Source organism: Brevibacillus daliensis, assembly GCF_021245735.1.
GTDB classification, from domain to species: domain Bacteria; phylum Bacillota; class Bacilli; order Brevibacillales; family Brevibacillaceae; genus Brevibacillus_B; species Brevibacillus_B daliensis.
Map to the genome: position 1 here is coordinate 45704 of NZ_JAJISB010000004.1, position 20411 is coordinate 66114.

15 protein-coding genes and 1 pseudogene are annotated in these 20411 nt (G+C 40.9%); 10 read left to right on the top strand and 6 right to left on the bottom strand.

What is annotated here, in order from left to right; all coding sequences use genetic code 11:
- Nucleotides 1-43 precede the first annotated feature (43 nt).
- The 5 genes from kimA (at nucleotide 44) to LM917_RS06130 (ending at nucleotide 7535) form a co-directional block, all read left to right on the top strand.
- Complete coding sequence (gene kimA / locus LM917_RS06110) at nucleotides 44-1861, top strand: potassium transporter KimA (RefSeq protein WP_232696611.1); 1818 nt, start codon at nucleotides 44-46, stop codon at nucleotides 1859-1861.
- Nucleotides 1862-2297: 436 nt separating this feature from the next.
- Nucleotides 2298-4352: a methyl-accepting chemotaxis protein gene (locus tag LM917_RS06115; RefSeq protein WP_232696612.1), complete on the top strand. Its 2055-nt coding sequence runs from the start codon at nucleotides 2298-2300 to the stop codon at nucleotides 4350-4352.
- Nucleotides 4353-4461: 109 nt separating this feature from the next.
- Complete coding sequence (locus LM917_RS06120) at nucleotides 4462-5772, top strand: haloacid dehalogenase-like hydrolase (protein WP_232696613.1); 1311 nt, start codon at nucleotides 4462-4464, stop codon at nucleotides 5770-5772.
- Nucleotides 5773-6038: 266 nt separating this feature from the next.
- Complete coding sequence (locus tag LM917_RS06125; RefSeq protein WP_232696614.1) at nucleotides 6039-6779, top strand: GNAT family N-acetyltransferase; 741 nt, start codon at nucleotides 6039-6041, stop codon at nucleotides 6777-6779.
- A 303-nt stretch (nucleotides 6780-7082) separates the two neighbouring features.
- Complete coding sequence (locus LM917_RS06130) at nucleotides 7083-7535, top strand: YrvL family regulatory protein (protein ID WP_232696615.1); 453 nt, start codon at nucleotides 7083-7085, stop codon at nucleotides 7533-7535.
- Between the two features lie 189 nt (nucleotides 7536-7724).
- On the opposite strand, the gene LM917_RS06135 is transcribed toward LM917_RS06130, so the two are convergent.
- The gene (locus LM917_RS06135) at nucleotides 7725-8270 is read right to left on the bottom strand and encodes a cupin domain-containing protein (protein ID WP_232696852.1); all 546 of its coding nucleotides are present in this window, start codon (nucleotides 8268-8270) and stop codon (nucleotides 7725-7727) included.
- Between the two features lie 556 nt (nucleotides 8271-8826).
- Between LM917_RS06135 and LM917_RS06140 the strand changes: the two genes are divergently transcribed.
- Entirely contained in the window at nucleotides 8827-9678 is an 852-nt protein-coding gene (locus tag LM917_RS06140; protein WP_232696616.1) for a hypothetical protein, read from the top strand.
- Between the two features lie 167 nt (nucleotides 9679-9845).
- Here the strand turns inward: LM917_RS06140 and LM917_RS06145 are convergent, their stop codons facing one another.
- Nucleotides 9846-10703: an SDR family NAD(P)-dependent oxidoreductase gene (locus LM917_RS06145; RefSeq protein WP_232696617.1), complete on the bottom strand. Its 858-nt coding sequence runs from the start codon at nucleotides 10701-10703 to the stop codon at nucleotides 9846-9848.
- A gap of 390 nt (nucleotides 10704-11093) precedes the next feature.
- Between LM917_RS06145 and LM917_RS06150 the strand changes: the two genes are divergently transcribed.
- Nucleotides 11094-12485 carry an amino acid permease gene (locus LM917_RS06150; RefSeq protein ID WP_232696618.1) on the top strand — a complete coding sequence of 464 codons (1392 nt, stop codon included), beginning with the start codon at nucleotides 11094-11096 and terminating at the stop codon, nucleotides 12483-12485.
- Nucleotides 12486-12570: 85 nt separating this feature from the next.
- On the opposite strand, the gene LM917_RS06155 is transcribed toward LM917_RS06150, so the two are convergent.
- The 4 genes and pseudogenes from LM917_RS06155 to LM917_RS06170 all read right to left on the bottom strand — a co-directional run bounded on the left by LM917_RS06155 (nucleotide 12571) and on the right by LM917_RS06170 (nucleotide 16832).
- Nucleotides 12571-13110: a hypothetical protein gene (locus LM917_RS06155; protein ID WP_232696619.1), complete on the bottom strand. Its 540-nt coding sequence runs from the start codon at nucleotides 13108-13110 to the stop codon at nucleotides 12571-12573.
- 50 nt (nucleotides 13111-13160) lie between these two features.
- Nucleotides 13161-14029: pseudogene (locus tag LM917_RS06160) on the bottom strand (IS1595 family transposase); the annotation flags it as partial.
- Nucleotides 14030-14462: 433 nt separating this feature from the next.
- A complete protein-coding gene (gene ald, locus LM917_RS06165) occupies nucleotides 14463-15593 on the bottom strand; it encodes an alanine dehydrogenase (RefSeq protein WP_232696620.1) in 1131 nt (376 codons plus the stop codon).
- A gap of 222 nt (nucleotides 15594-15815) precedes the next feature.
- Nucleotides 15816-16832: an ABC transporter substrate-binding protein gene (locus tag LM917_RS06170; RefSeq protein WP_232696621.1), complete on the bottom strand. Its 1017-nt coding sequence runs from the start codon at nucleotides 16830-16832 to the stop codon at nucleotides 15816-15818.
- A gap of 188 nt (nucleotides 16833-17020) precedes the next feature.
- On the opposite strand from LM917_RS06170, the gene LM917_RS06175 reads away from it, so the two are divergent.
- From LM917_RS06175 to cuyA, 3 genes are all read left to right on the top strand, one after another.
- Nucleotides 17021-18031 (top strand): FecCD family ABC transporter permease, encoded by a 1011-nt coding sequence (locus LM917_RS06175; protein ID WP_232696622.1) that lies wholly within the window; start codon nucleotides 17021-17023, stop codon nucleotides 18029-18031.
- Complete coding sequence (locus LM917_RS06180; protein ID WP_232696623.1) at nucleotides 18024-19064, top strand: FecCD family ABC transporter permease; 1041 nt, start codon at nucleotides 18024-18026, stop codon at nucleotides 19062-19064. The genes LM917_RS06175 and LM917_RS06180 overlap by 8 nt, the downstream gene beginning before the upstream one ends.
- Nucleotides 19065-19302: 238 nt before the next feature.
- Nucleotides 19303-20301, top strand: coding sequence for a D-cysteate sulfo-lyase (gene cuyA, locus LM917_RS06185; RefSeq protein WP_232696624.1), 999 nt, complete (start codon nucleotides 19303-19305; stop codon nucleotides 20299-20301).
- Nucleotides 20302-20411 lie beyond the last annotated feature (110 nt).

The window sequence follows — 20411 nt, forward strand, 5'->3', positions numbered from 1 at the left end:
AGGAGAAACTAACTAACCTAAAATGTTTGTAAGGAGAGTTAGTATGATATCGGTTTTAAAAAGAATATTATTAGGCAGACCGATGAAATCAACTGAGCTTGGAGAAGAAAAATTAAATAAGCTAAAAGCATTAGCTGTGCTTTCTTCTGATGCTTTATCTTCTGTAGCTTACGGAACTGAACAAATTCTTCTCGTGTTAGTTACTTTGGGTGCAGTAGCGTTATGGTATTCAATACCAATATCAGTTGCGGTTATTGGTCTATTAACGATACTCGTTTTGTCCTACCGCCAAACTATCTTTGCTTATACAACAGGTGGTGGAGCGTACATTGTGGCCAAAGACAATTTTGGAACCTCTTCAGGATTAGTTGCGGGTGGCTCTCTACTGGTGGATTACATTCTAACCGTGGCGGTGAGTACGTCAGCTTCAACAGATGCCATTACCTCAGCTTTTCCAGTGCTGCATGAGCATCGAATACTGATTGCTCTTATAATGATTGCAACGGTAACGTTATTAAATTTAAGGGGCATCACAGAATTAGCCACCATTTTAATGTATCCTGTTTATCTGTTTGTTTTTGCTATTTTGCTATTGATTATTGGTGGAGGATTTCAATGGATGGTAGGTAATGTGCATGCTAAAGCTCCCGTTTTAGGCACTGCTGTCCCAGGGATTACGTTATTTCTTCTTTTGAGGGCATTTAGTTCTGGGTGTTCAGCGTTAACAGGGGTAGAAGCCGTATCGAATGCAATACCTAATTTTAGGAACCCAGCACCGAGAAATGCTGCTTTGACCCTTATGATGATGGGGCTTATCCTCGGTATTATGTTCATGGGCATTAGTCTGTTGGCTTATATATATGGTATCGTTCCAAAACCTGAGGAAACGGTAGTTTCTCAAATCGCATTAGCTGTATTTGGACGAGGAATCATTTATTATTTTATTCAAGCTGTCACAGCTCTGATTTTATTCCTCGCTGCCAATACTGCTTTTGCTGCCTTCCCTTTGCTTGCTTTTATGTTAGCCAAAGACAGATTTATGCCAAATATGTTTATGGCACGTGGAGACCGTCTAGGTTTCTCAAATGGAATCATTTTCTTGGGCGTCCTCTCAGCAATCTTGGTTATATCTTTTGGAGGAGACACGGAGAATTTAATTCCGTTATATGCTCTTGGTGTATTTATCCCTTTTACGTTGTCTCAAGCAGGCATGATGAAGCGATGGATGACGAAAAAGCCGCCAGGATGGTTTACTCCTTTTATTATCAATACCATTGGAATGCTGACCACATTTACAATTTGCCTTATTTTCTTGATTACAAAATTTTCACAGGTTTGGGCGATTTTCATATTCCTTCCTACTGTTATTTTTATTTTTCGGAAGATTAATAAGCATTATAAAGGTTTGGCTGATGAGTTACGACTTGATTTTGAAACCGACAAACCGCAACCAAAAGGTAGTGTGATTGTGATCCCTGTTGCTGGAATCTCACAGGTAGTTAAAAATACGATTAGTTATGCTCAATCATTGTCAGATGACATAGTTGCCGTGTATGTTGGGTTCAGTGATGAAGATATGAAAATAATGGAAGAAAAATGGGAACAGTGGAATCCAGGTGTACGCTTGATTGTTCTACGTTCACATTACCGCAGTATCATAAAACCCTTATTTAAGTTTATTGATACAGTTGAATGGAAAACGGCAGAGACTGACCACGTGACGGTAATGATTCCACAGTTTATTACAAAACGTTGGTGGCATAATCTGCTTCATAACCAAACAAGTATCTTTCTACGAGCTCATTTGTTTGCTCGACAAGATGTAAAAATAGCAACCGTACCATATAGACTAAAAAAATAACCAAGTGCATTCCAATGAGGGGCTGTCTCAAAAGTCATTATCTGATTTTTGCAGCCCCACTTTTAACAGTGAAACGACAGCCGACTGGACCCTGGCCGTCTGTTCACGATTACCTTTCCCCATAGCGCTATACCCCTGAAGAATCCACTTTGTGACAATAAAGTTTCAATTTCACTTTATAAATCGTTCAAAAAACGGCATTCTTCACCTGAAAATAATCTAAAAATCCCCACCAGTATCTTTGTTTTTAAACCTTTACGCAAACTTAACAATATCTTCATTAACAATTAACTAGATTATGATTTTTTTGCGAAAATCCTTCACTTTATTCCATAATCATCCGATTAATTAATTGAACATAAATAAAATTTCGCCTCTACCTCCTATTATTTGTAAAAAGTTGATAGGGGTTACTAGCATGTGGGAGGGAACGCCTTTGTTTCATACAATAAAAGCCAAGCTAATTATTGCATTTGTTTTATGTACCACAATCCCGATTGCCCTTATTAGTAGCGTTGTTTACTTGGATATGAAAAAACAAATTCACCAGGATTTCTTGGAGGCTAACACCAAGGAAGTAGCCCAAGTGGATAATGGCGTATCTATTTATTTTAATTCCATCCGAGAGAATGTGACTATGCTTGCCAACTCGGCTCTGTTGAAAAAAACAGATGCAACGATTAAGTCATATAAGAATGAATCTGGCACAGTTAAAATAAATGCCATGGCAAATGGCGGTATAGAAGCTGAACTGAGCCAGGAATTTAAACGCTACATTCAGGCCCATCCAAATACTTCATCTTTATTTGTAGGTACTGAGTTTAGCGGATATACACAGTATCCAGAAAAAGATATGAGCCCACATTATGACCCACGCGATCGTCCTTGGTATAAAGATGCCATGCAGGAACCGGAACAAGCAGTGATCACTGATCCTTATATCTTGTCAGGAACAGATACAATTGCAGTTAGTATCGTTACACAACTTCGTGATATGAGCGGTAAAGCAGTAGGTGTACTTGGTATTGATACGAATCTACTAAATTTAACGGAAGTCTTAAAAGAAATGAAAATTGGGGAAACCGGTTATGTGATGATGATTTCACCTGAGGGTACTGTACTAGCTAATCCTCAATACCCGGAGATGATCTCCAAAAATGTGAAAGACTTAGAAAATGATACATTGGCCCAACTAAGTGATATGTCGACAGGTCAACTGGATGTCGTTATGGAAAATCAGGATTTTTTAACGAATATCTATACCTCACCAAAAACAGGCTGGAAATACATTTCATTCATTGAACAACATGAGCTTACTAAAAGCATTGATCATATCTTCTTCCTGATTCTTATCATAAGCGTAATCTTAGGTGCTAGTGCTTTGATAGCCTCAATTATTCTAGCTGGTAAATTCTCTAGACCAATTACAACCTTAAATGATCACATGAAAGAAATCGGGGAAGGTAATTTAACCAATGAAGTACCAACTCAATTGCTTCAACGCAAAGACGAGCTGGGCACCCTGGCAAATTCTCTGCAATCTATGCAATTGTCCATTAATTATCTAATTTCAGAGATTTTATCAGCATCCAAAAAGCTGATAGCATCCTCAGACCAAGTAACCTCCCATGTGGAGACTAATATTATTGCTATTGACAAGATTACTGAAAATGTAAAAGAAGTGGCAGGTGGAGCAGATAATCAGCTCATGCGTACAGAGGAAAGTGCCAAAGGAATGGAAGAGATGGCAGTGGGTATTCAACGAATTGCTGAATCTACCACCTCAATTGCGGAATTCTCACTTGATACGACCCAAGAAGCTGAGAGTGGGAATAACACGGTACAGTACGCAGTAAACCAAATGAACAACATCGGTGTATCTGTCGAGCATTCCCTCTCTGTCGTGAGAGTCTTGCAAGATCGTTCTAACGAGATTGTAAAAATTGTAGATATGATAACTGACATCTCTTCCCAGACCAATCTGCTTGCTCTTAATGCAAGCATAGAGGCTGCCCGTGCAGGAGAACATGGTAGAGGATTTGCTGTGGTTGCAGATGAGGTAAGGAAGCTTGCAGAACAATCTTCAGAATCTGCTGGTAAAATCGCTATCCTAATCAATGAAGTACACACAGAGACAAATCGTGCAATGGAATCTATGAATGATGTAAACCTTAGCGTCGCTAGCGGTGTTCAATTGGTACAAGATTCAGGTGAAGCCTTCCAGCGCATCCTACAACAAATTAAAAATATAACGGAACAAATTCATGATAACTCTGCAATTTCAGAGGAAATGTCTGCTGCCAGTGAAGAGATTGCTTCTTCTGTTGATGAGACAGCACAAATCGCTAAGCTTTCTGCTGATTACATGCAAAATGTGTATGTATCCTCTGAGTCTCAGGTAACATCGATGCTAGCTCTTCAAGGATCATCTGAGGAACTACGTCAGATCTCTCAAGAATTAGCCGGATTGATTGAACGTTTCCGGGTATAACATTCCACACTCTCTATGAAGTAGGATTCCCATTGCAAATAGTCGGGAGTATCCATGCTATTTCCGATTGTTTATATAAACAACATACACCACTAAAGGAGAAAAAATCATGAAAAAAACAAAAGTAATTCTAAGTGCTGTTTTATCCTTATCACTTATGCTAGGTGTCGCGCCGACATTCGCTGCTCCTCAAACACAAGCTCCTGCTGCACAAAGTGCTCAAAAGCAATTACAAGTACTTGACCAAGGTAAATGGGCTGAAAAAACTCATGATGCCGTTCAAAAAATGATTGATCAATATGGTGTGAAAAGCCCTAATTACAAAGCAGATAAAAAGCCTTATGCTGTTTTTGACTGGGATAACACTAGCATCATGCATGATACTCAAGAAGCCCTATTTATTTATCAAATCAACCATCTTGCTTTCAAATTAACACCAGAAGAATTTGCAAAGGTTTTGGTTATGAACGTTCCAAAGGGTCCGTTTGCTGCTGAGTACAAAACTGAAGATGGCAAAGCGATTACATTAGAAAATGTTGCTGCTGATATCAATTCTGACTACAAATTCTTATATGAAAATTATAAAGGATTCAAAGGTAAAAAATCCTTAGAGGAAGTCACTCAGACTGACAAATTCATCGACTTCCGCACAAAAATGTACTTCTTGTATGAAGCAATCAACGGTTCTCACGGCAGCGATGTAGGCTATCCTTGGGTTCTTTACTTCCTAATTAACATGAGTGTTGATGAAATTCAAACACTAGCGGAAGCTTCCAATGACTATGGTCTAGGTGATTCCATTCGTAAAATTAACTATACAAGTCCAAAATCCCTTAGCGGAAAATCTGGCGTAATCAGCGTTACATATACATCCGGTCTGCGTCTATCTCCAGAAATCGCTAACTTGATGAATACCTTACGTTCTAACGGCATTGATGTATACGTTGTGTCTGCATCTATGGAAGAGGTAGTTGAAGTATTTGCAACAAATCCTAAGTATGGCTATAACATTCCAAAAGAAAACGTAATTGGGATGCAATTAGAGAAAGATGCTAAAGGTATCGTTCAACCTGTCTACAAAAAAGATTGGTTCCAAACAGTATATGATGGAAAACCAGAAGTAATTAAAGCTGAAATTGCGAAAAAACATGGTGGAAATGGTCCTGTACTTGTAGCTGGGGATAGCAATGGCGATTATGAGATGATGACTCAATTCCCTGATACTAAAATAGTTCTAATTCTAAATCGTCTAAAAGGCGGCACTATCGGTGAAGCCTCTAAATTAGCAGTTGAAGATATGAAAAAACAAGATCCTAAATTTGTATTACAAGGTCGCGATGAAAACACAGGAATGTGGATTCCTACTGAGTCAACAATTAAAGTAGGTAGCACGAAAGCTGAACTACTTCCAAGCAAGTAATAAATATCGATACGTAAAAGACCGTTCCCTAATTTTGGTCAAGACCGCATTTTGTAGACAGTAAGAAAAACCCCGGCCTTTAAGCCAATAGCTGACGCCTTAAATTCACGAGGCGTCAGCTTTTTTATATGATATAATTGGAAATGATTAGGTGATTTCGGGGGTTGTTTCACTTCCGAGTAAAGGATGTGTTCATACATGATACTTCTAATTGAGTTCCCCCCAAAGCATTCATAAAAACATGAATACTTTGGGGGGAATAAAGAATGAAGTACAAAATTTTCACATTGGCCAAACGGCCTGAGTTGGCTAGACATTTTGATACATTGCACACGATAGGTTGGCCAGAATTCATGTTGCATGATGAAGTAGCCGATACGTATTTTCATCAATTAGAGGAATTATTCCCGCAATTTCAATTTTGTCTCGTGAATGAAGAAGGGGACGTAATTGCAGGTTGCAATTCTATACCATTCTGTTGGGACGGTACAGTTGAAGGGCTACCAAGCGGATGGGATCGTGTATTAATCAGAGGAATAGAGGAGTATCGAAGTGAACCAAAGCCAAATGCAGTATCTGCTCTTTCCATCGTGATAGATCCTGCGTTACGTGGTAAAGGAATAAGCAGGCTAATGATAATAGCCCTGAAGGAGCTAGTAAAGAATCAACAAATGAAGCAATTGATCGCACCTGTAAGACCTTCTTTTAAACATAAATACCCTCACATTCCTATGCACGAATACGCTTATTGGAAAAAGGATGATGGGTCTCCATTCGATCCGTGGATACGGACCCATTGGAAAATAGGAGCTAATATTCTTAAAATTGCTCCAGAATCAATGATTATCAAAGGAACAGTTGCAGATTGGGAAATATGGACAGAGATGAAGTTTCTAGAGTCAGGTACTTATCATGTTCCCGGCGCGCTTGTCCCAGTCACAATTGATGTTGAGAAGAATAGTGGATGTTATGTTGAGCCGAATGTTTGGATGCAACATATTATGTAAACGTGGCATGGTGTCAGCATTCTATATACAGGTAATGAAGGCCCAGTTCTCACGCGGACTGGCTTTGCTTTGAAGTAAATAATTTCCACAGCGGAAATATTATGCTTCATAGTGAAAGGGTTTATGTTCCTTTTTTTCCAGTGATAATAAAATCGTTTAAAAAAACAAATAAAGTTATTTAAAAATGAAACAAAAACTAAGGCTTAGTGATAGTTTTTTCCATATCATTTATAATAATAAGTAAGGAATATTCGCCAGTCGAATATTCAACCAAAGGGAAGTATATTATTTTGGGGAAGAAATGTGAAAAAATTTAAAACAATAGTAATATGTGCGTTTATAGTAGCTATCCTTTTGCTTGGGTTTGTTTTGTTTGAATTCGTGTTGTTACGATTATTGGGATTACAATATCAATCGTTTGGTGCTTTAGCTACTTTCTTTGTGATTTATTTATTCCTTGAAGTGCCTCTTTCGCTTATTACAGATAATTTACCAAAAGCTTTAAAAACTGTTGGAATAATTAAATCGAGCAGAGGTTGGTTATCATTTCTATTAGATATGGGAATAGCTTATATATTAATTAGAACGATTGATTATTTTATGGCAACCATCACGATTTCTTGGCAGGGCACACTAATATTTGCTCTGATAAGTGGGCTTATTAGTCTGAAATTAAAGGAAAATGATACTGAACCTCCTATGATTGATAGCAAAGAATTTCAGGAATTAGATAAAAAAATAAATTCCAATAATTAAAATTTTGGGTCCATTATGGAATATTCGATACGAAAAAAATCCCTACTTTCTAGAAAAAAGTTGGGATTTTTTGATTTTTAATAGACTTAGGGAATGAATAATATTCTTCGCTTATTCAAGAAAAGCTCCCGTTAGTTCAATACTTTTGAGATATAATTTCATCCCCATCAATATTATTTACTCGATTCATTAGTAATGGTAGTTTTCTTCAGCAGACATGGCATCTGCTTTTGTTTCATGAACTGTACCATGTGGATGCTGAGGCGGCGCATAGATAACGTAAATTTTTAGTGGTGTATTACCTGTATTGGTTACATTGTGCCATTTTCCAGCAGGTATCATAATTGCATAGCCATCATAGGCCATTTCTTGAAAATCTAATTTTTCTTTGCTATCACCCATTTGAACAAGTCCCTGACCTTCTTCAATACGTATAAATTGATCAGTCGTCGGATGGACTTCTAAACCAATGTCATCTCCAACATTAATACTCATCAGAGTCACTTGAAAGTGTTCCCCTGTCCATAAAGCGGTGCGGTAAGTATTGTTTTGCTTAGAAGCTTGGTCAATATTCACTACAAATGGTCTTGGCCCATAATCTCTTAATTTGATGTTTCCATAATAAGGATTCCAATTGTAACAATGAGGATTCCAATTATAACTCCAATTGTTGTTATTCCAATTGTTATGCATAGGATTATGCCATTGATAGTGATAGCACGATTTACGGTGCATAATCATTCTCCTCTCCTGATATCATTGTTTACCTTTTATCCTATGCAGTTGCCTATTTAAAGGAACGCAAAATGGGCAAGAGCCTGTGGCCTAAAAACGACGACAAGACAAAAACAAATAATTGATATCCAATTTTTTTCGCATGTATTTATAGATATTGAACATAACTGCCCGTTTGTTTAATAGCACAGTTTCTTGTTTCTCTTCTAACTTGTATACTTCATCCCAATCTATTCCACAAGCTGCCGCATGTAATATGGGTTGTTATTTCGAGAGTATGATCAAGGAAACTGGCTTAAAAATATTACAAGTTCAGAACAATTTCAGGGAAAACATATTGAGATTTTTGATGGGTTAATCGATGCGTTATTTGAAAAAAATGTAGTGTAGGCAGATTATAAAAACGCATGCATGGTCAAACGTTACATGTCTAGAAACATTGAAACGGTCCTTTTCATAGTCAGTTTGTACTCTCTAATCAAAAGCTGTTTACCAAGGCACATACCTTACTAGGGGAATACAATAGCATAAAAACCCACTATAGGAGTGCTTAGGGATGACTGATGTACGTTCACATACATGGGACCTGTCTGATCAAGAGAAAGTTGAAAAATACTTTCGTCCATCCTGTTTGCCCGTTTTAAATAATCAACCAACAAAACCTCCATTTTCTTTCGACCCATACTATGGAAAGACTCTTTCAGAAATTGTTATTCCATCTTGGCTAATGGCTGCCCCAAAAGATACAATACGTAACTATTTTTATATCCTGCAAGAGGCTGCGAATTTTACTGGTGAAAAGTCAGGGGGATGCGGAACAGTAGGTATGGCATCGCTTCCGTATCCGATAGCGTATCAATTCCTGACAACATCGTATCAGAACAGGTTACCCTTTCAGTCGTATGTTCAAACTTTTCAGGATATCGGACATATCAATCTTATCAAGCTAAATAAAGTACCTGCTGACCAAACGCAGCCTGACATTGCCCGGTATTTTATAGAGATTGAAACCATTGAAGGTTCTACCAAAAAGCTTACCTATTTTGCCTACTATTATGGATTTATTTATATAAAAAAAGAGGGTAGCCTTTATAAAATTGATGATATAGAGATACACGGAGAAGACTTTTTATGTGCGGCCTACCATGGATGGCATCATAATGCAGAAGCAGTGGTAGACATAGAATATGGTGGCTGGTGCAAACTTGTAAAGCGAAGATATCCTACTCAACAAGAAGGTTATATAAAATACATTTACTTCCTAGGAACGGATGGAAACGATTACTGTTTTATATTTTTTCAATTAACTAATGGAACAGATATACTTATAGCCCAATATAAAAAAACACGGAATAGTAAGTGGGAACTTATTGAAATTGATCCAAAGAAGTGTTTGAAGGAAAAGTAACACTACTGTATGATTGTAGATTTCCCTCCAAAATATCGTGTCAGTAATTCGTTTGATCTTCATTTATCTTTCCAGTTAAGTTTAGCCTATCTAAACATAGAAAAGCCACGCTTCGCTCAAGAACGTGGCTCTTCGATTTAGGTTTAGGTTGATAATTGTCTTATTACTCAAAAGGAAGCCGGAATGACGAATGTCGGGTTTTGTTGATGCAGAATGTCTTCCATTCGTTGCTGCACGGCCTGTTTATAGTCCGGATCGGGCATAATGTAAAACTGATTATTTTTGATGGCAGTAAAGGTTAGTTCAGCTACTTCGTCGGGGGATATTCCTTGTTCGACGCTTGCCCGAATGAATTGGGCGATTTTGTTTTCCTGTGGTGATGGTGTCACGATATCACCTGGCTTACTGAATTCGGAAGAGCGATTACGGTGAGCATCGCATATTTGTGTTCGCACATATCCGGGGCAGAGGACGGAGACTCCGATACGTGCTTGGACCATCTTCAATTCGTGGTAGAGCGTTTCAGTCAAACTGACTAGTGCATGCTTGCTTACACGGTAGATGCCAGTACCCGGCCCCGATTCGAGGCCTGCTCGGGAGGCTGTGTTCACGATGTGGCAATCAGTTTGCTGCTCGAGCATGATTGGGACAAAAATCCGGGTGGCGTGAATGGCGCCCCATAGATTCACGTTCATGACCCAATGCCAATCGGCAGAGGTACTGTTCCACACGGTAGAGCCTGCCCCGACTCCAGCATTGTTAAACAACAGATGGACGGCGCCAAACGAGTCCACTGTTTTTTGTGCCAGGGCTTGGATGTCACCCTCTTTAGCTACATCGGTCACGACAGCGAGTGCGGTTGCGCCAGACATTTTCAATTCCTGTTCGGCTTTTACGAGTGCGGCTTCTTCTACATCGGCAAGCACAACCTGCATACCTTCCTGTGCGCAACGTGTTGCAAAGGCACGACCAATTCCACTAGCGGCTCCGGTAATGACTGCTACCTTGCTTGCAAACTGTTTCATGATTTACCTCCCATAATATTTTTTCAAACTAATTCGTTGTTTGTTTTTATTATAATAGACGATATTCAATTTTGTCTATTTATATTAATCAAAATGTGTAGGATAGCGTGATATTATCCGAATCCTTTGAGGAGGTCCTCCGAGTGAAAGGGTTAACGTCGGCTAAGGCTAGAGTGCGTTGGAAAACAAGATAAAGATCATACTGTCGAACGGCGTAGAGGGCATGTCCGTAATGAATTTTTCTACTGTGTAGGAATCTAAAAACTCCGAACTGTCACAAAAATGTAACCGCTTCCAAAACTTACATACGGCTAAATCTTACATCACATGGTAGAATATTAGTGTGGAACCTTATGTTGACGTTTTGGCGTCTAGTGAGGAGTGAACTAGGTGTCGGGACTATTTAGGAAGAAAAATGTAGAACAGATGCTGTCGCAGGGCAATAATATAACAAAGTCTTTAGGTGCGATGGATTTAATGCTGCTTGGTATTGGAGCCACCATTGGAACTGGCGTACTCGTGTTGACTGGGCTTGTCGCAGCGAGAGATGCCGGCCCTGCCGTTATATTTTCATTCATGATAGCAGCTTTTGTATGCGGCTTGGCAGCGCTGTGCTATGCGGAGATCTCGTCTGCTATTCCAGTTAGTGGAAGTGTGTATACATATTCATACGCCACGATAGGTGAATTCGTTGCCCATCTCATGGGATGGACCCTGTTATCCGTTTATGTCCTAACAACCTCGGCAGTGGCAAGCGGATGGACTGGATATGTAAGTAATTTTCTTGCCGGTTTCGGAATAGATCTGCCACAAGAGTTACTTTTGATACCGAGCCAAGGTGGACTGGTCAATCTACCAGCTATGATCCTCGTTATCTTTATTACTTTGCTTCTCTCACTAGGTACGAAGGAGAGCAAGAAGGTAAACAACATAATGGTGGCGATCAAGCTTGGTGTTATTCTTCTGTTTATCGGTGTAGGTGTGTTTTATGTAAAGCCTGTTAACTGGACTCCCTTTATGCCTTTTGGCTTTGAAGGCGTGATGGCAGGAGCGGCAGCCGTATTTTTCGCATTTCTAGGATTTGACGCTCTGGCGACATCAGCAGAGGAAGTAAAAAATCCACAACGGGATCTTCCGATTGGTATTATTTCCTCACTGGTGATATGTACCTTGATTTATGTAGTTGTGTGTTTGGTTATGACGGGGATGGTATCTTATACGGAGCTGAATGTGCCTGAAGCAATGGCGTATGTGCTTCACGCAGTAGGACAAGATGCGGTTGCAGGCGTTATTGCTGCAGGGGCCATCATCGGTATTATGGCGGTTGTGTTTGCTTACATCTATGCTACAACCCGCGTATTCTATTCGATGAGCCGCGACGGATTACTTCCAAAGATGTTCGCAAAAATGAACAAGAAGGAAGCTCCGACGGCGGCCTTATGGTTGACAGGTATTGTCAGTGCGTTCATTTCGGGCTTTATCGATCTGAAGGAGCTTGCTAACTTGGCAAACATAGGGGCACTGCTTACATTTGCGATGGTTTCCATTACTGTCATTATCTTGAGAAAATCGCATCCGAACATGAAGCGCGGCTTCAAAGTACCGTTTGTACCTGTCCTTCCGATAATTTCGGTAGCTAGTATTATCTTCTTGATGATGAATCTTCCTCTTCAGACATGGATATTATTCTCCATTTGGATGGTACTAGGTGTAATTGTCTACTTCGCGTATTCGAAACGGCACAGTAATCTACAGAACCAATCTTCTAACAACAAAGAGTAACTACACAATGAAACGAATTGCATGATTTTGATCACGATGCCCTCTTAGTAGGGCATCGTTTTTTTACCATTGGCTCTGTTAAATTTTAATTTTCATGCCAACTATGCCACACACTTTTAAAATATTCGGATAATAAACCTTCTCCTTGAAATCTATCTTCAAGAACAGCTTGCACCTGATAAAATTCATCTTTAAGTTTTCCCTCAGTATTAGGGAAGGACGCTAAATACGAATATCTATACACTGGTTCATCTGGGCATAGTTCATAAGCACGTTTTAACATCGAAATACCTTTTTCTTCCCAATATTCGTAGTCACCGAAGTAATACGGGAACAGCGAAATCATATAACCAAAACACCAAGGAAAATCCTCATTTGTCATAAAATTAGCCAATCCAAAATGCGTAACTTCATTTAACACAGTCTCTAACTCATCAAAATCTACATCTTTAATCCCCTGAGGTCCCTCTTCGACTAAGACGTACCAGCAAAAGAAACCAAGTCGAATAATAACTTTTAAGTCATTGGGATTTTGCCGCCAATTTTTTATTAGGAGCGATTTTGCTTCATTCCATCTTTTTTGACTTTCTAATGTATCAACTTCCGTCCAACGCCAATCAATCACAGTAGTTCACCACCTATCTTGTATATTTACTAACCTTAGTTGAACAAGGCTTAAGCATTAAATTTTGACAAACGTAAACTTTCATAGGTATCGGTCATTTCAAATATAAATGAAGATAGTAAGAATTCCTTTATATTGTGCTTAGTGCCTTCGTTACTACGACTATCTACAAATAAGAACCAAGCAAGGTAGTTATCGAGGTACTTTGTAGCCACACCTTTAAAACGGTCTATCCATTGTTTCACACGAGAGTGGAGACCATTGACGTTCTGGATGTGGTACAAGCCCTTAATAACGTGTTTGCCATCGTTCGATTTAATTCTGTAATGTTCTAATCCTTTTTCTGTTGCATAGGTCTTGTAGGCTCTCCAAGCATCTGTAACAAGTACATTTTCTGATGACAGTTTAGAACCAATCATAGTGTCAACCTTCGTTTTAACGATACGCCCCATACAAGCAACTTTGGACACAGTTGCTTTTGTACGGTCTCTGGCAACAAGAACGCAGACTTGTTCGTGACTAATCCCTCTGTGTTTAGACTTTCCACCACGCTTGCGAGGTTTGCGGTAAGAAATGCCACGCTTACCCTTTTCAGAGTATAAGAAATAGGTCTCGTCAACTTCAACGATACCTTCAAATTGCTTAAAATCCATTTGTTTTAATGCGCTTAACAATTTGTGTCTCCAATAAAAAAGTGTAACCCAAGTAACCCCTACGATTTCGGTAGATTTTCGCAGGGATAGCCTTTGAACATACAATCAACAAATGTAATCCATTCATCACCCTTTCGAGTGCGATAAAGAACTGTATTAGTTGTATCAGTAAAGGTCTTATTACAACACTTACAACGATAGCGTTGGCGACCATTGTATTTACCGAACCTTACAACGTGTTCAGATGTACAATGAGGGCATTCAAACCGCTTTGCTCAACCTTTCCACCTCCCGAATGTTTGTTCTAATATTGGTTATACTAACATTTCGGACAGGTTTCAAATATCAACATTTACCTTTAACAGAGCCTACCGTTTAAGAAAGTATTAATCTATGGTAGGCGAGGGGTACCTCCCTAAAAGCCAAGATAAACATCCTAAGATAGAAGAACCCGCTTTTTCAAAAGACTCTGCATAGAAGCTTTTCTAATGTGGGTAGCCAAGAGACTGTTATGTACTCGATATAAAAAAAAGAAGCCCCGCACGCGGGATAGGGTTGCGTGTCGGGGCTTTTTGCATGATATGATCAGGAACGTGATGATTTGTGGAACCATACGTTCACTATTTTGACATCTCATAAAATATAGATTGCGTTATTTGCAGCTAATTGTACTGTATCTGAATGTATAAATATCGTATTTTATGCGTGAGTTGGGATTTTCTTCAGAGCATCTTGTGCAGGTACATATTCATAGCCAAGGTCACGTGCTACCGCTTCATAAGTAACGGACCCAGAAGCTGCGTTTAATCCTAGCATAAGTGCAGGGTTGTCCAGAAGGGCTTGCTGTGCGCCTTTATTCGCAATTTGAAGCGCATAAGGGATTGTCACATTTGTAAGTGCAATGGTAGATGTACGAGGTACTGCACCAGGCATGTTAGCAACAGCATAATGAACAACGCCATGCTTCACATATGTTGGATTGTCATGTGTTGTAATGCGATCACTTGTTTCAATGATACCGCCTTGGTCAATCGCAACGTCAACGACTACGGAACCAGGCTTCATGGATTTAATCATTTCTTCTTTTACCAGCTTAGGTGCTTTGGCACCAGGGATAAGAACTGCACCGATAACAAGATCGGAATCTCGCACAGCTTCTGAAATGTTGAGTGGATTGGACATCATAGTTTGAACGCTCTTATCGAAGAGGTCATCCAATTCACGTAAACGGTCTGGGTTCATATCAATAATTGTCACGTCTGCGCCGAGACCGACTGCAATCTTGGCCGCGTTAGTACCAACGGCACCGCCACCAATGACCGTTACCTTACCGCGTTTCACACCAGGTACGCCGCCTAATAGAATACCCATACCACCGTGTGGTTTCTCTAAGAATTGAGCTCCAATCTGAGCGGACATGCGACCTGCAACTTCGCTCATAGGAGTTAGTAGTGGAAGAGAACGTCCTATTTGTACTGTTTCGTAAGCGATGGCAGTTACGCCTTTATCTACAAGAGCTTTAGTTAAATCTGGTTCTGCTGCTAAATGTAAGTAAGTGAACAAGATAAGACCTTCTCTGAAATATCCGTACTCAGAAGACAATGGTTCTTTTACCTTTATTACCATATCGGCAGCCCAAGCATCTTTGGCTGTCGGAACAATTTCAGCACCTACACTGCTGTAGTCTTCGTTAGTGAAACCACTTCCAAGACCCGCATCGTGCTCAACAAGAACAGAATGTCCAGCGTTCTTAAAAGCTACCACCCCTGCAGGTGTAATTGCCACGCGATTTTCATTGTTTTTAATTTCCTTAGGTACGCCAATAATCATTAAGATGTGCCCCCTTGAGTAAATTGTGTTGATCGATTGTTGCATGTTCAGTATAACAATGTAAGCGCTTTAATTCTTCGGGTAGATCCATAAAAAGAGAGTGTTATTATTGTTAAAATTAACAAAACACAAAATTAACCATAAATTGATTGATTCTGTGATTAAGTCCTAAAAAAAGCGAGAAACAGCTGTATCTACCAGCTGCTCCTCGCAAAAAGTTGCTTACCATGTTTCGAAGCGTTTCACGATGTCTTCCAGAAGCAGTTCAGCAGAGAGAATACCGCCACCTACGTTCCAGATTACCTCGTTTACTTCAAATGCTTTATCATTTTTTGCAACGTTCAGATTTTTGTACAGTGGATCATTCATCCATTCATCCTTGAACTTCGCAGCAGCTTTGTCAGCCTCGTAGTCAGATACCCAGAAAAACAGTACGTCGCCATCCATGTCAGCCATCTGTTCTTTTTGAATTACCTGCATGAATTCATCCTTATCCTGGGCAGTAGGACGGGCAATACCGAGGTCTTGTAACAGTACCCCTGCAAATGTATCTTTCATGTATAGACGAACTTTACCAGGCAGGAAGCGAGCGAGAGAAACTTTGTTCTTTGTTTTGTCACCTAGTTTTACTTTTGCATCGGCAACTTTTTTATCAAAGTCTGCCATGATTTTATCGCCTTCTGCTTGCTTGTTCAGCGCCTCAGCATACAGCTTGAAGTTGATTTGCCAGTCGCCCACGATATCTTCTGAGAATACAGTTGGCGCGATACTAGAAAGCTGAGCGTAGACTTTCTCCTGACGAGTCTTGTTACCGATGATCAAATCAGGTTGTAGGCTTGCGATGAGCTCGATGTTTGGTTGACTTTCTTCACCAAGCTCCGTTACACCTTCCATTTTGTCTTTAATGTGGTCGTGCCAAGGATTACCCATACCACCTTTTACCGCACCAACAGGCTTCACACCCATAGCAAGTAAAGCTTCTGTTCCTTCGCTCGTGAGGATGACAACACGTTCGGGGGTTCCTTTCATTTCTGTTTCACCCATGGCGTGTTTTACTTTACGTACTTCGCTCTTGGTACCGGAAGTAGGAGCTGGAGTAGTAGTCTGTGTAGCAGGTTTATCGGTAGCGGGTGCCCCGGAAGTCGTGTTTTGGCTAGTGCCACAACCTGTTACTAATAGAACAGCTGAAAGCATAGCCCCCAACGCAAACTGCATCGATTTTTTACGACGAAAAAGCATGATAAAAAAACCTCCATCTCTTCACATTGATATTGATTATCAGTATACACGTGTATAATCATTAATTTAAATTTGGAAAAGGCTGGTGTCAAGAATAATTTGATAATAAAAATCATTATCATTGACGGAGCGTGTTCGGTCAGATTACAATGTAAACGATTCATTTTTTGGAGAAAGAAGGGAAAAGAGTGGATTCTCTCCTGTCTAACCGTCTTCAAAAGTCGGTTGTTTTGCTAGTAGCAATGATATTACTTGTGATTGCCATGATATCGAGTGTTTTGTTCGGTTTACATAATTTTGATCTGTCTACTGTAGTTACTGCCTATACAAGTTTTGATGGTGGTAACGATCATTTGATTATTAAACATACGCGTGTGCCTCGTGCAATAACGGCTGCTGTTGTGGGGAGCAGCCTGGCTGTAGCAGGTGTTTTGCTACAGTCTTTGACCCGTAATCCACTTGCTGATTCTTCGATTATGGGTGTGAATGCAGGGGCAGCCTTTACCATAGTGTTAGCTCTCTATTTGTTTGGATCGGTGTTTTCGTTTACAGATATGATGTGGATTGGCTTTCTTGGGGCAGGGGTGACCGCCGTACTGGTTTATCTCTTGGGGTCTGCAGGACGTGGTGGCATGATTCCGATCAAGCTTATGCTGTCAGGTGCAGCGGTTGCAGCTTTTACCTCCTCTCTTACCTCGTTACTGATGCTTGTGGACAGTAAATCGATGGAGGACGCGATGTATTGGCTGATGGGTTCAGTCTCTGGTCGCGATTTGAAGCATGCGGCGATGATTACTCCATACCTGTTGTGTGGATGGGTGGTAGCTTGGTTGATGGCACGCTCGTTAAATCTGATGGCTCTCGGCGATGATGTGGCAATTAGCATGGGACAAAAAACAGTCTGGGTGAAAGCTACCGTGATTTTTGTGGCTGTGCTACTTTCAGGAGGAAGCGTAGCGTTAGCTGGTCCAATCGGATTTGTCGGAATTATCATTCCACATATGTGCCGATTTATCATTGGGATTGATCATCGCTGGCTGATTATTTACAGCGCAGTGCTGGGAGCTCTTTTCTTGGTTACGGCTGATTTGCTATCAAGATTTTTACTGATGCCGGAAGAGGTGCCGGTTGGGGTTGCTACGGCAGTGGTAGGCGTACCATTCGTCATTTCCTTGGTGAGAAGGAGGGCGTATGAGTAGATTTATAGTCGTTCGCAAAAAAAAACCAGCGTTCTCGTTTCATCTCGATCAAAAGGCAATGTACGTTAATCTGCTTCTCATAATCGCTTTAATTATCGGAATTATTTTTAGTATTGGATTAGGCAGTATTCAGATTCCGGTCGCGGATGTTCTGAAGGTCTTGCTCGGGTGGGGGGAGAGTACATACGAGATAGTAGTCCTCAATCTGAGACTGCCGCGAATTGTAGTCTCCATAATGGTTGGTGCCTCACTGGCCGTTTCAGGAGCTATTTTGCAGGCGTTGATACGCAACCCACTGGCTTCACCGGATCTGATTGGGACGACGACAGGAGCAACTGCTGCTGCGGTGGCGTTTATTACCTTTACCGATGGAACATATAGCATTCACTGGATGCCATTGATTGCACTTCTTGGAGGCCTTTTTACTGCCAGCCTTACCTATTTAGCCGCTTGGAGAAAAGGAATGTCTCCGTTTCGCCTTGCCTTGATCGGGGTTTCCATTTCGTCTGGGATGGGGGCACTCACAGTCTTTTTCATGCTTGCCAGTCCATTGCAAAAGGCTCAGCAAGCATTGGGATGGATGACAGGTACCGTGTACGGGAGTGCCTGGCAGCACGTAGTAACCTTGCTGCCTTGGACGTTGGCATTTTTACTTCTTGCCTGTCACCAGATCCGTCATTTGAATGCGCAGGAACTGGGTGATGACGTGGCACAGGGAATAGGTATGCCAATTGAGAAAAAGCGACTATCGCTGATTGCCATCAGTGTAGCATTAGCGGGTGCGGCTGTAGGTATTGCTGGCGGTATCAGCTTTGTTGGATTAATGGCTCCACACATGGCACGTAAGCTCGTCGGCTCTTCTTATGGCGCACTGCTTCCGGCATCTGGCATACTGGGTGCGATGTTTGTACTTCTTGCTGATTTGGCTGCCCGCACTTTGTTTGTACCTTTGGACATCCCGGCAGGTGTATTTACTGCAGCAATTGGAGCTCCGTTTTTTATGTATCTTCTATATAAAAGTCGTAACGGCTAAAATGAGCGATAATTTAAGGGGAAATTCCTATTTATTAGCGGAAGAAATATAAAGTATTATCGAGATCTGCAAAACAGTTTTGGCTGGGGACTGAAAATAAAAACGGGACTATCCGATATGTTATACATCACAGAGGAAGGCTAACTGCGTGAATAATGCTGGAGGAATTAGTTGATCAGGGGTGTAGTTATTTATGTAGAAAGTATCGCATTTAAGAGTAAGAGAGGAGTAATACCCAATGAATTACATCCGCTACGAACGAAGATCTTACACGAATGGCAAAACTCCGATTGAAAAACTGGAACGGTTGTCCAAGGCGTTGGGAGGACCCACGATCTCGATCAAACGCGATGATCAGCTAGGATTAACCGCAGGGGGCAACAAGACAAGGAAGTTGGAGTATCTGGTAGCAGATGCCTTGAAACAAGGCGCCGATACACTCATTACATGTGGAGCGGTTCAATCTAACCATTGTCGGTTGACACTTGCTGCAGCTGTACGCGAAGGCTTGCGCTGTCAGTTAGTGCTGACCGAACCTACGACAGGAGGATTCGATCCTTATGCCAGTGGGAATCATCTGCTGTTTCACTTGCTGGGAGTAGAAAAAATCGAAAGCATTCCAGCAGATGGGAACATGCAGGAAGCGATGGAATACATGGCGCAAAACCTCATGAATGAGGGACGCAAAGGGTACTTGATCCCGGTTGGTGGTTCTACCGAGATAGGATCATTGGGTTACATGGCGTGCGCAGAAGAAATCGAGCAGCAAGCATGGGAAACATGTACTCCGTATGACTACCTGGTGACAGCTACAGGGAGTGGTGGTACGCAGGCTGGTCTCATTGCTGGATTTTTGGCACGTCAATCGAACACCAAAGTCATTGGAGTTAACGTAAGTCGTAAAAGAGAAAATCAGGAAGCCATCGTGCGTGAGTTGCTTCACAGCACAGCTACGCTGGTGGGGCTGCAAGGAGATATATTAGCTACTACAGTTCGTTGCGAAGACGAGTATGTAGGACCCGGCTACGCCATTCCAACAAAAGAAATGATTGAAGCTGTGCAACTTGTTGCCCGAACAGAAGGGATTTTGCTCGACCCCGTATATACTGGAAAAGCGATGGCTGGTCTGATCGGGATGATTCGGGAGGGACAGTTTACTAAAAATGACAACGTATTGTTCCTACATACAGGAGGGGCACCAGCTCTGTACACGGTTCCGCAATTATTTATACCATGATAGAAGAGGTTGAGTAGTAAGCAACATGATGGGAAAAAATTCGCATGATGTATCAACAAAGGAGATCCCACAGTAAAATCTGTGGGATCTCCTTTGTATTGAAAATCGAT

What these genes read in the sequence shown, in the direction of transcription:
- kimA (WP_232696611.1), top strand. Translation starts at nt 44, where the DNA reads ATGATATCGGTTTTAAAAAGAATATTATTAGGCAGACCGATGAAATCA.
- LM917_RS06140 (WP_232696616.1), top strand. Translation starts at nt 8,827, where the DNA reads ATGACTGATGTACGTTCACATACATGGGACCTGTCTGATCAAGAGAAA.
- LM917_RS06170 (WP_232696621.1), bottom strand. Translation starts at nt 16,832, where the DNA reads ATGCTTTTTCGTCGTAAAAAATCGATGCAGTTTGCGTTGGGGGCTATG.
- cuyA (WP_232696624.1), top strand. Translation starts at nt 19,303, where the DNA reads ATGAATTACATCCGCTACGAACGAAGATCTTACACGAATGGCAAAACT.
- ald (WP_232696620.1), bottom strand. Translation starts at nt 15,593, where the DNA reads ATGATTATTGGCGTACCTAAGGAAATTAAAAACAATGAAAATCGCGTG.
- LM917_RS06125 (WP_232696614.1), top strand. Translation starts at nt 6,039, where the DNA reads ATGAAGTACAAAATTTTCACATTGGCCAAACGGCCTGAGTTGGCTAGA.
- LM917_RS06145 (WP_232696617.1), bottom strand. Translation starts at nt 10,703, where the DNA reads ATGAAACAGTTTGCAAGCAAGGTAGCAGTCATTACCGGAGCCGCTAGT.
- LM917_RS06120 (WP_232696613.1), top strand. Translation starts at nt 4,462, where the DNA reads ATGAAAAAAACAAAAGTAATTCTAAGTGCTGTTTTATCCTTATCACTT.
- LM917_RS06180 (WP_232696623.1), top strand. Translation starts at nt 18,024, where the DNA reads ATGAGTAGATTTATAGTCGTTCGCAAAAAAAAACCAGCGTTCTCGTTT.
- LM917_RS06135 (WP_232696852.1), bottom strand. Translation starts at nt 8,270, where the DNA reads ATGCACCGTAAATCGTGCTATCACTATCAATGGCATAATCCTATGCAT.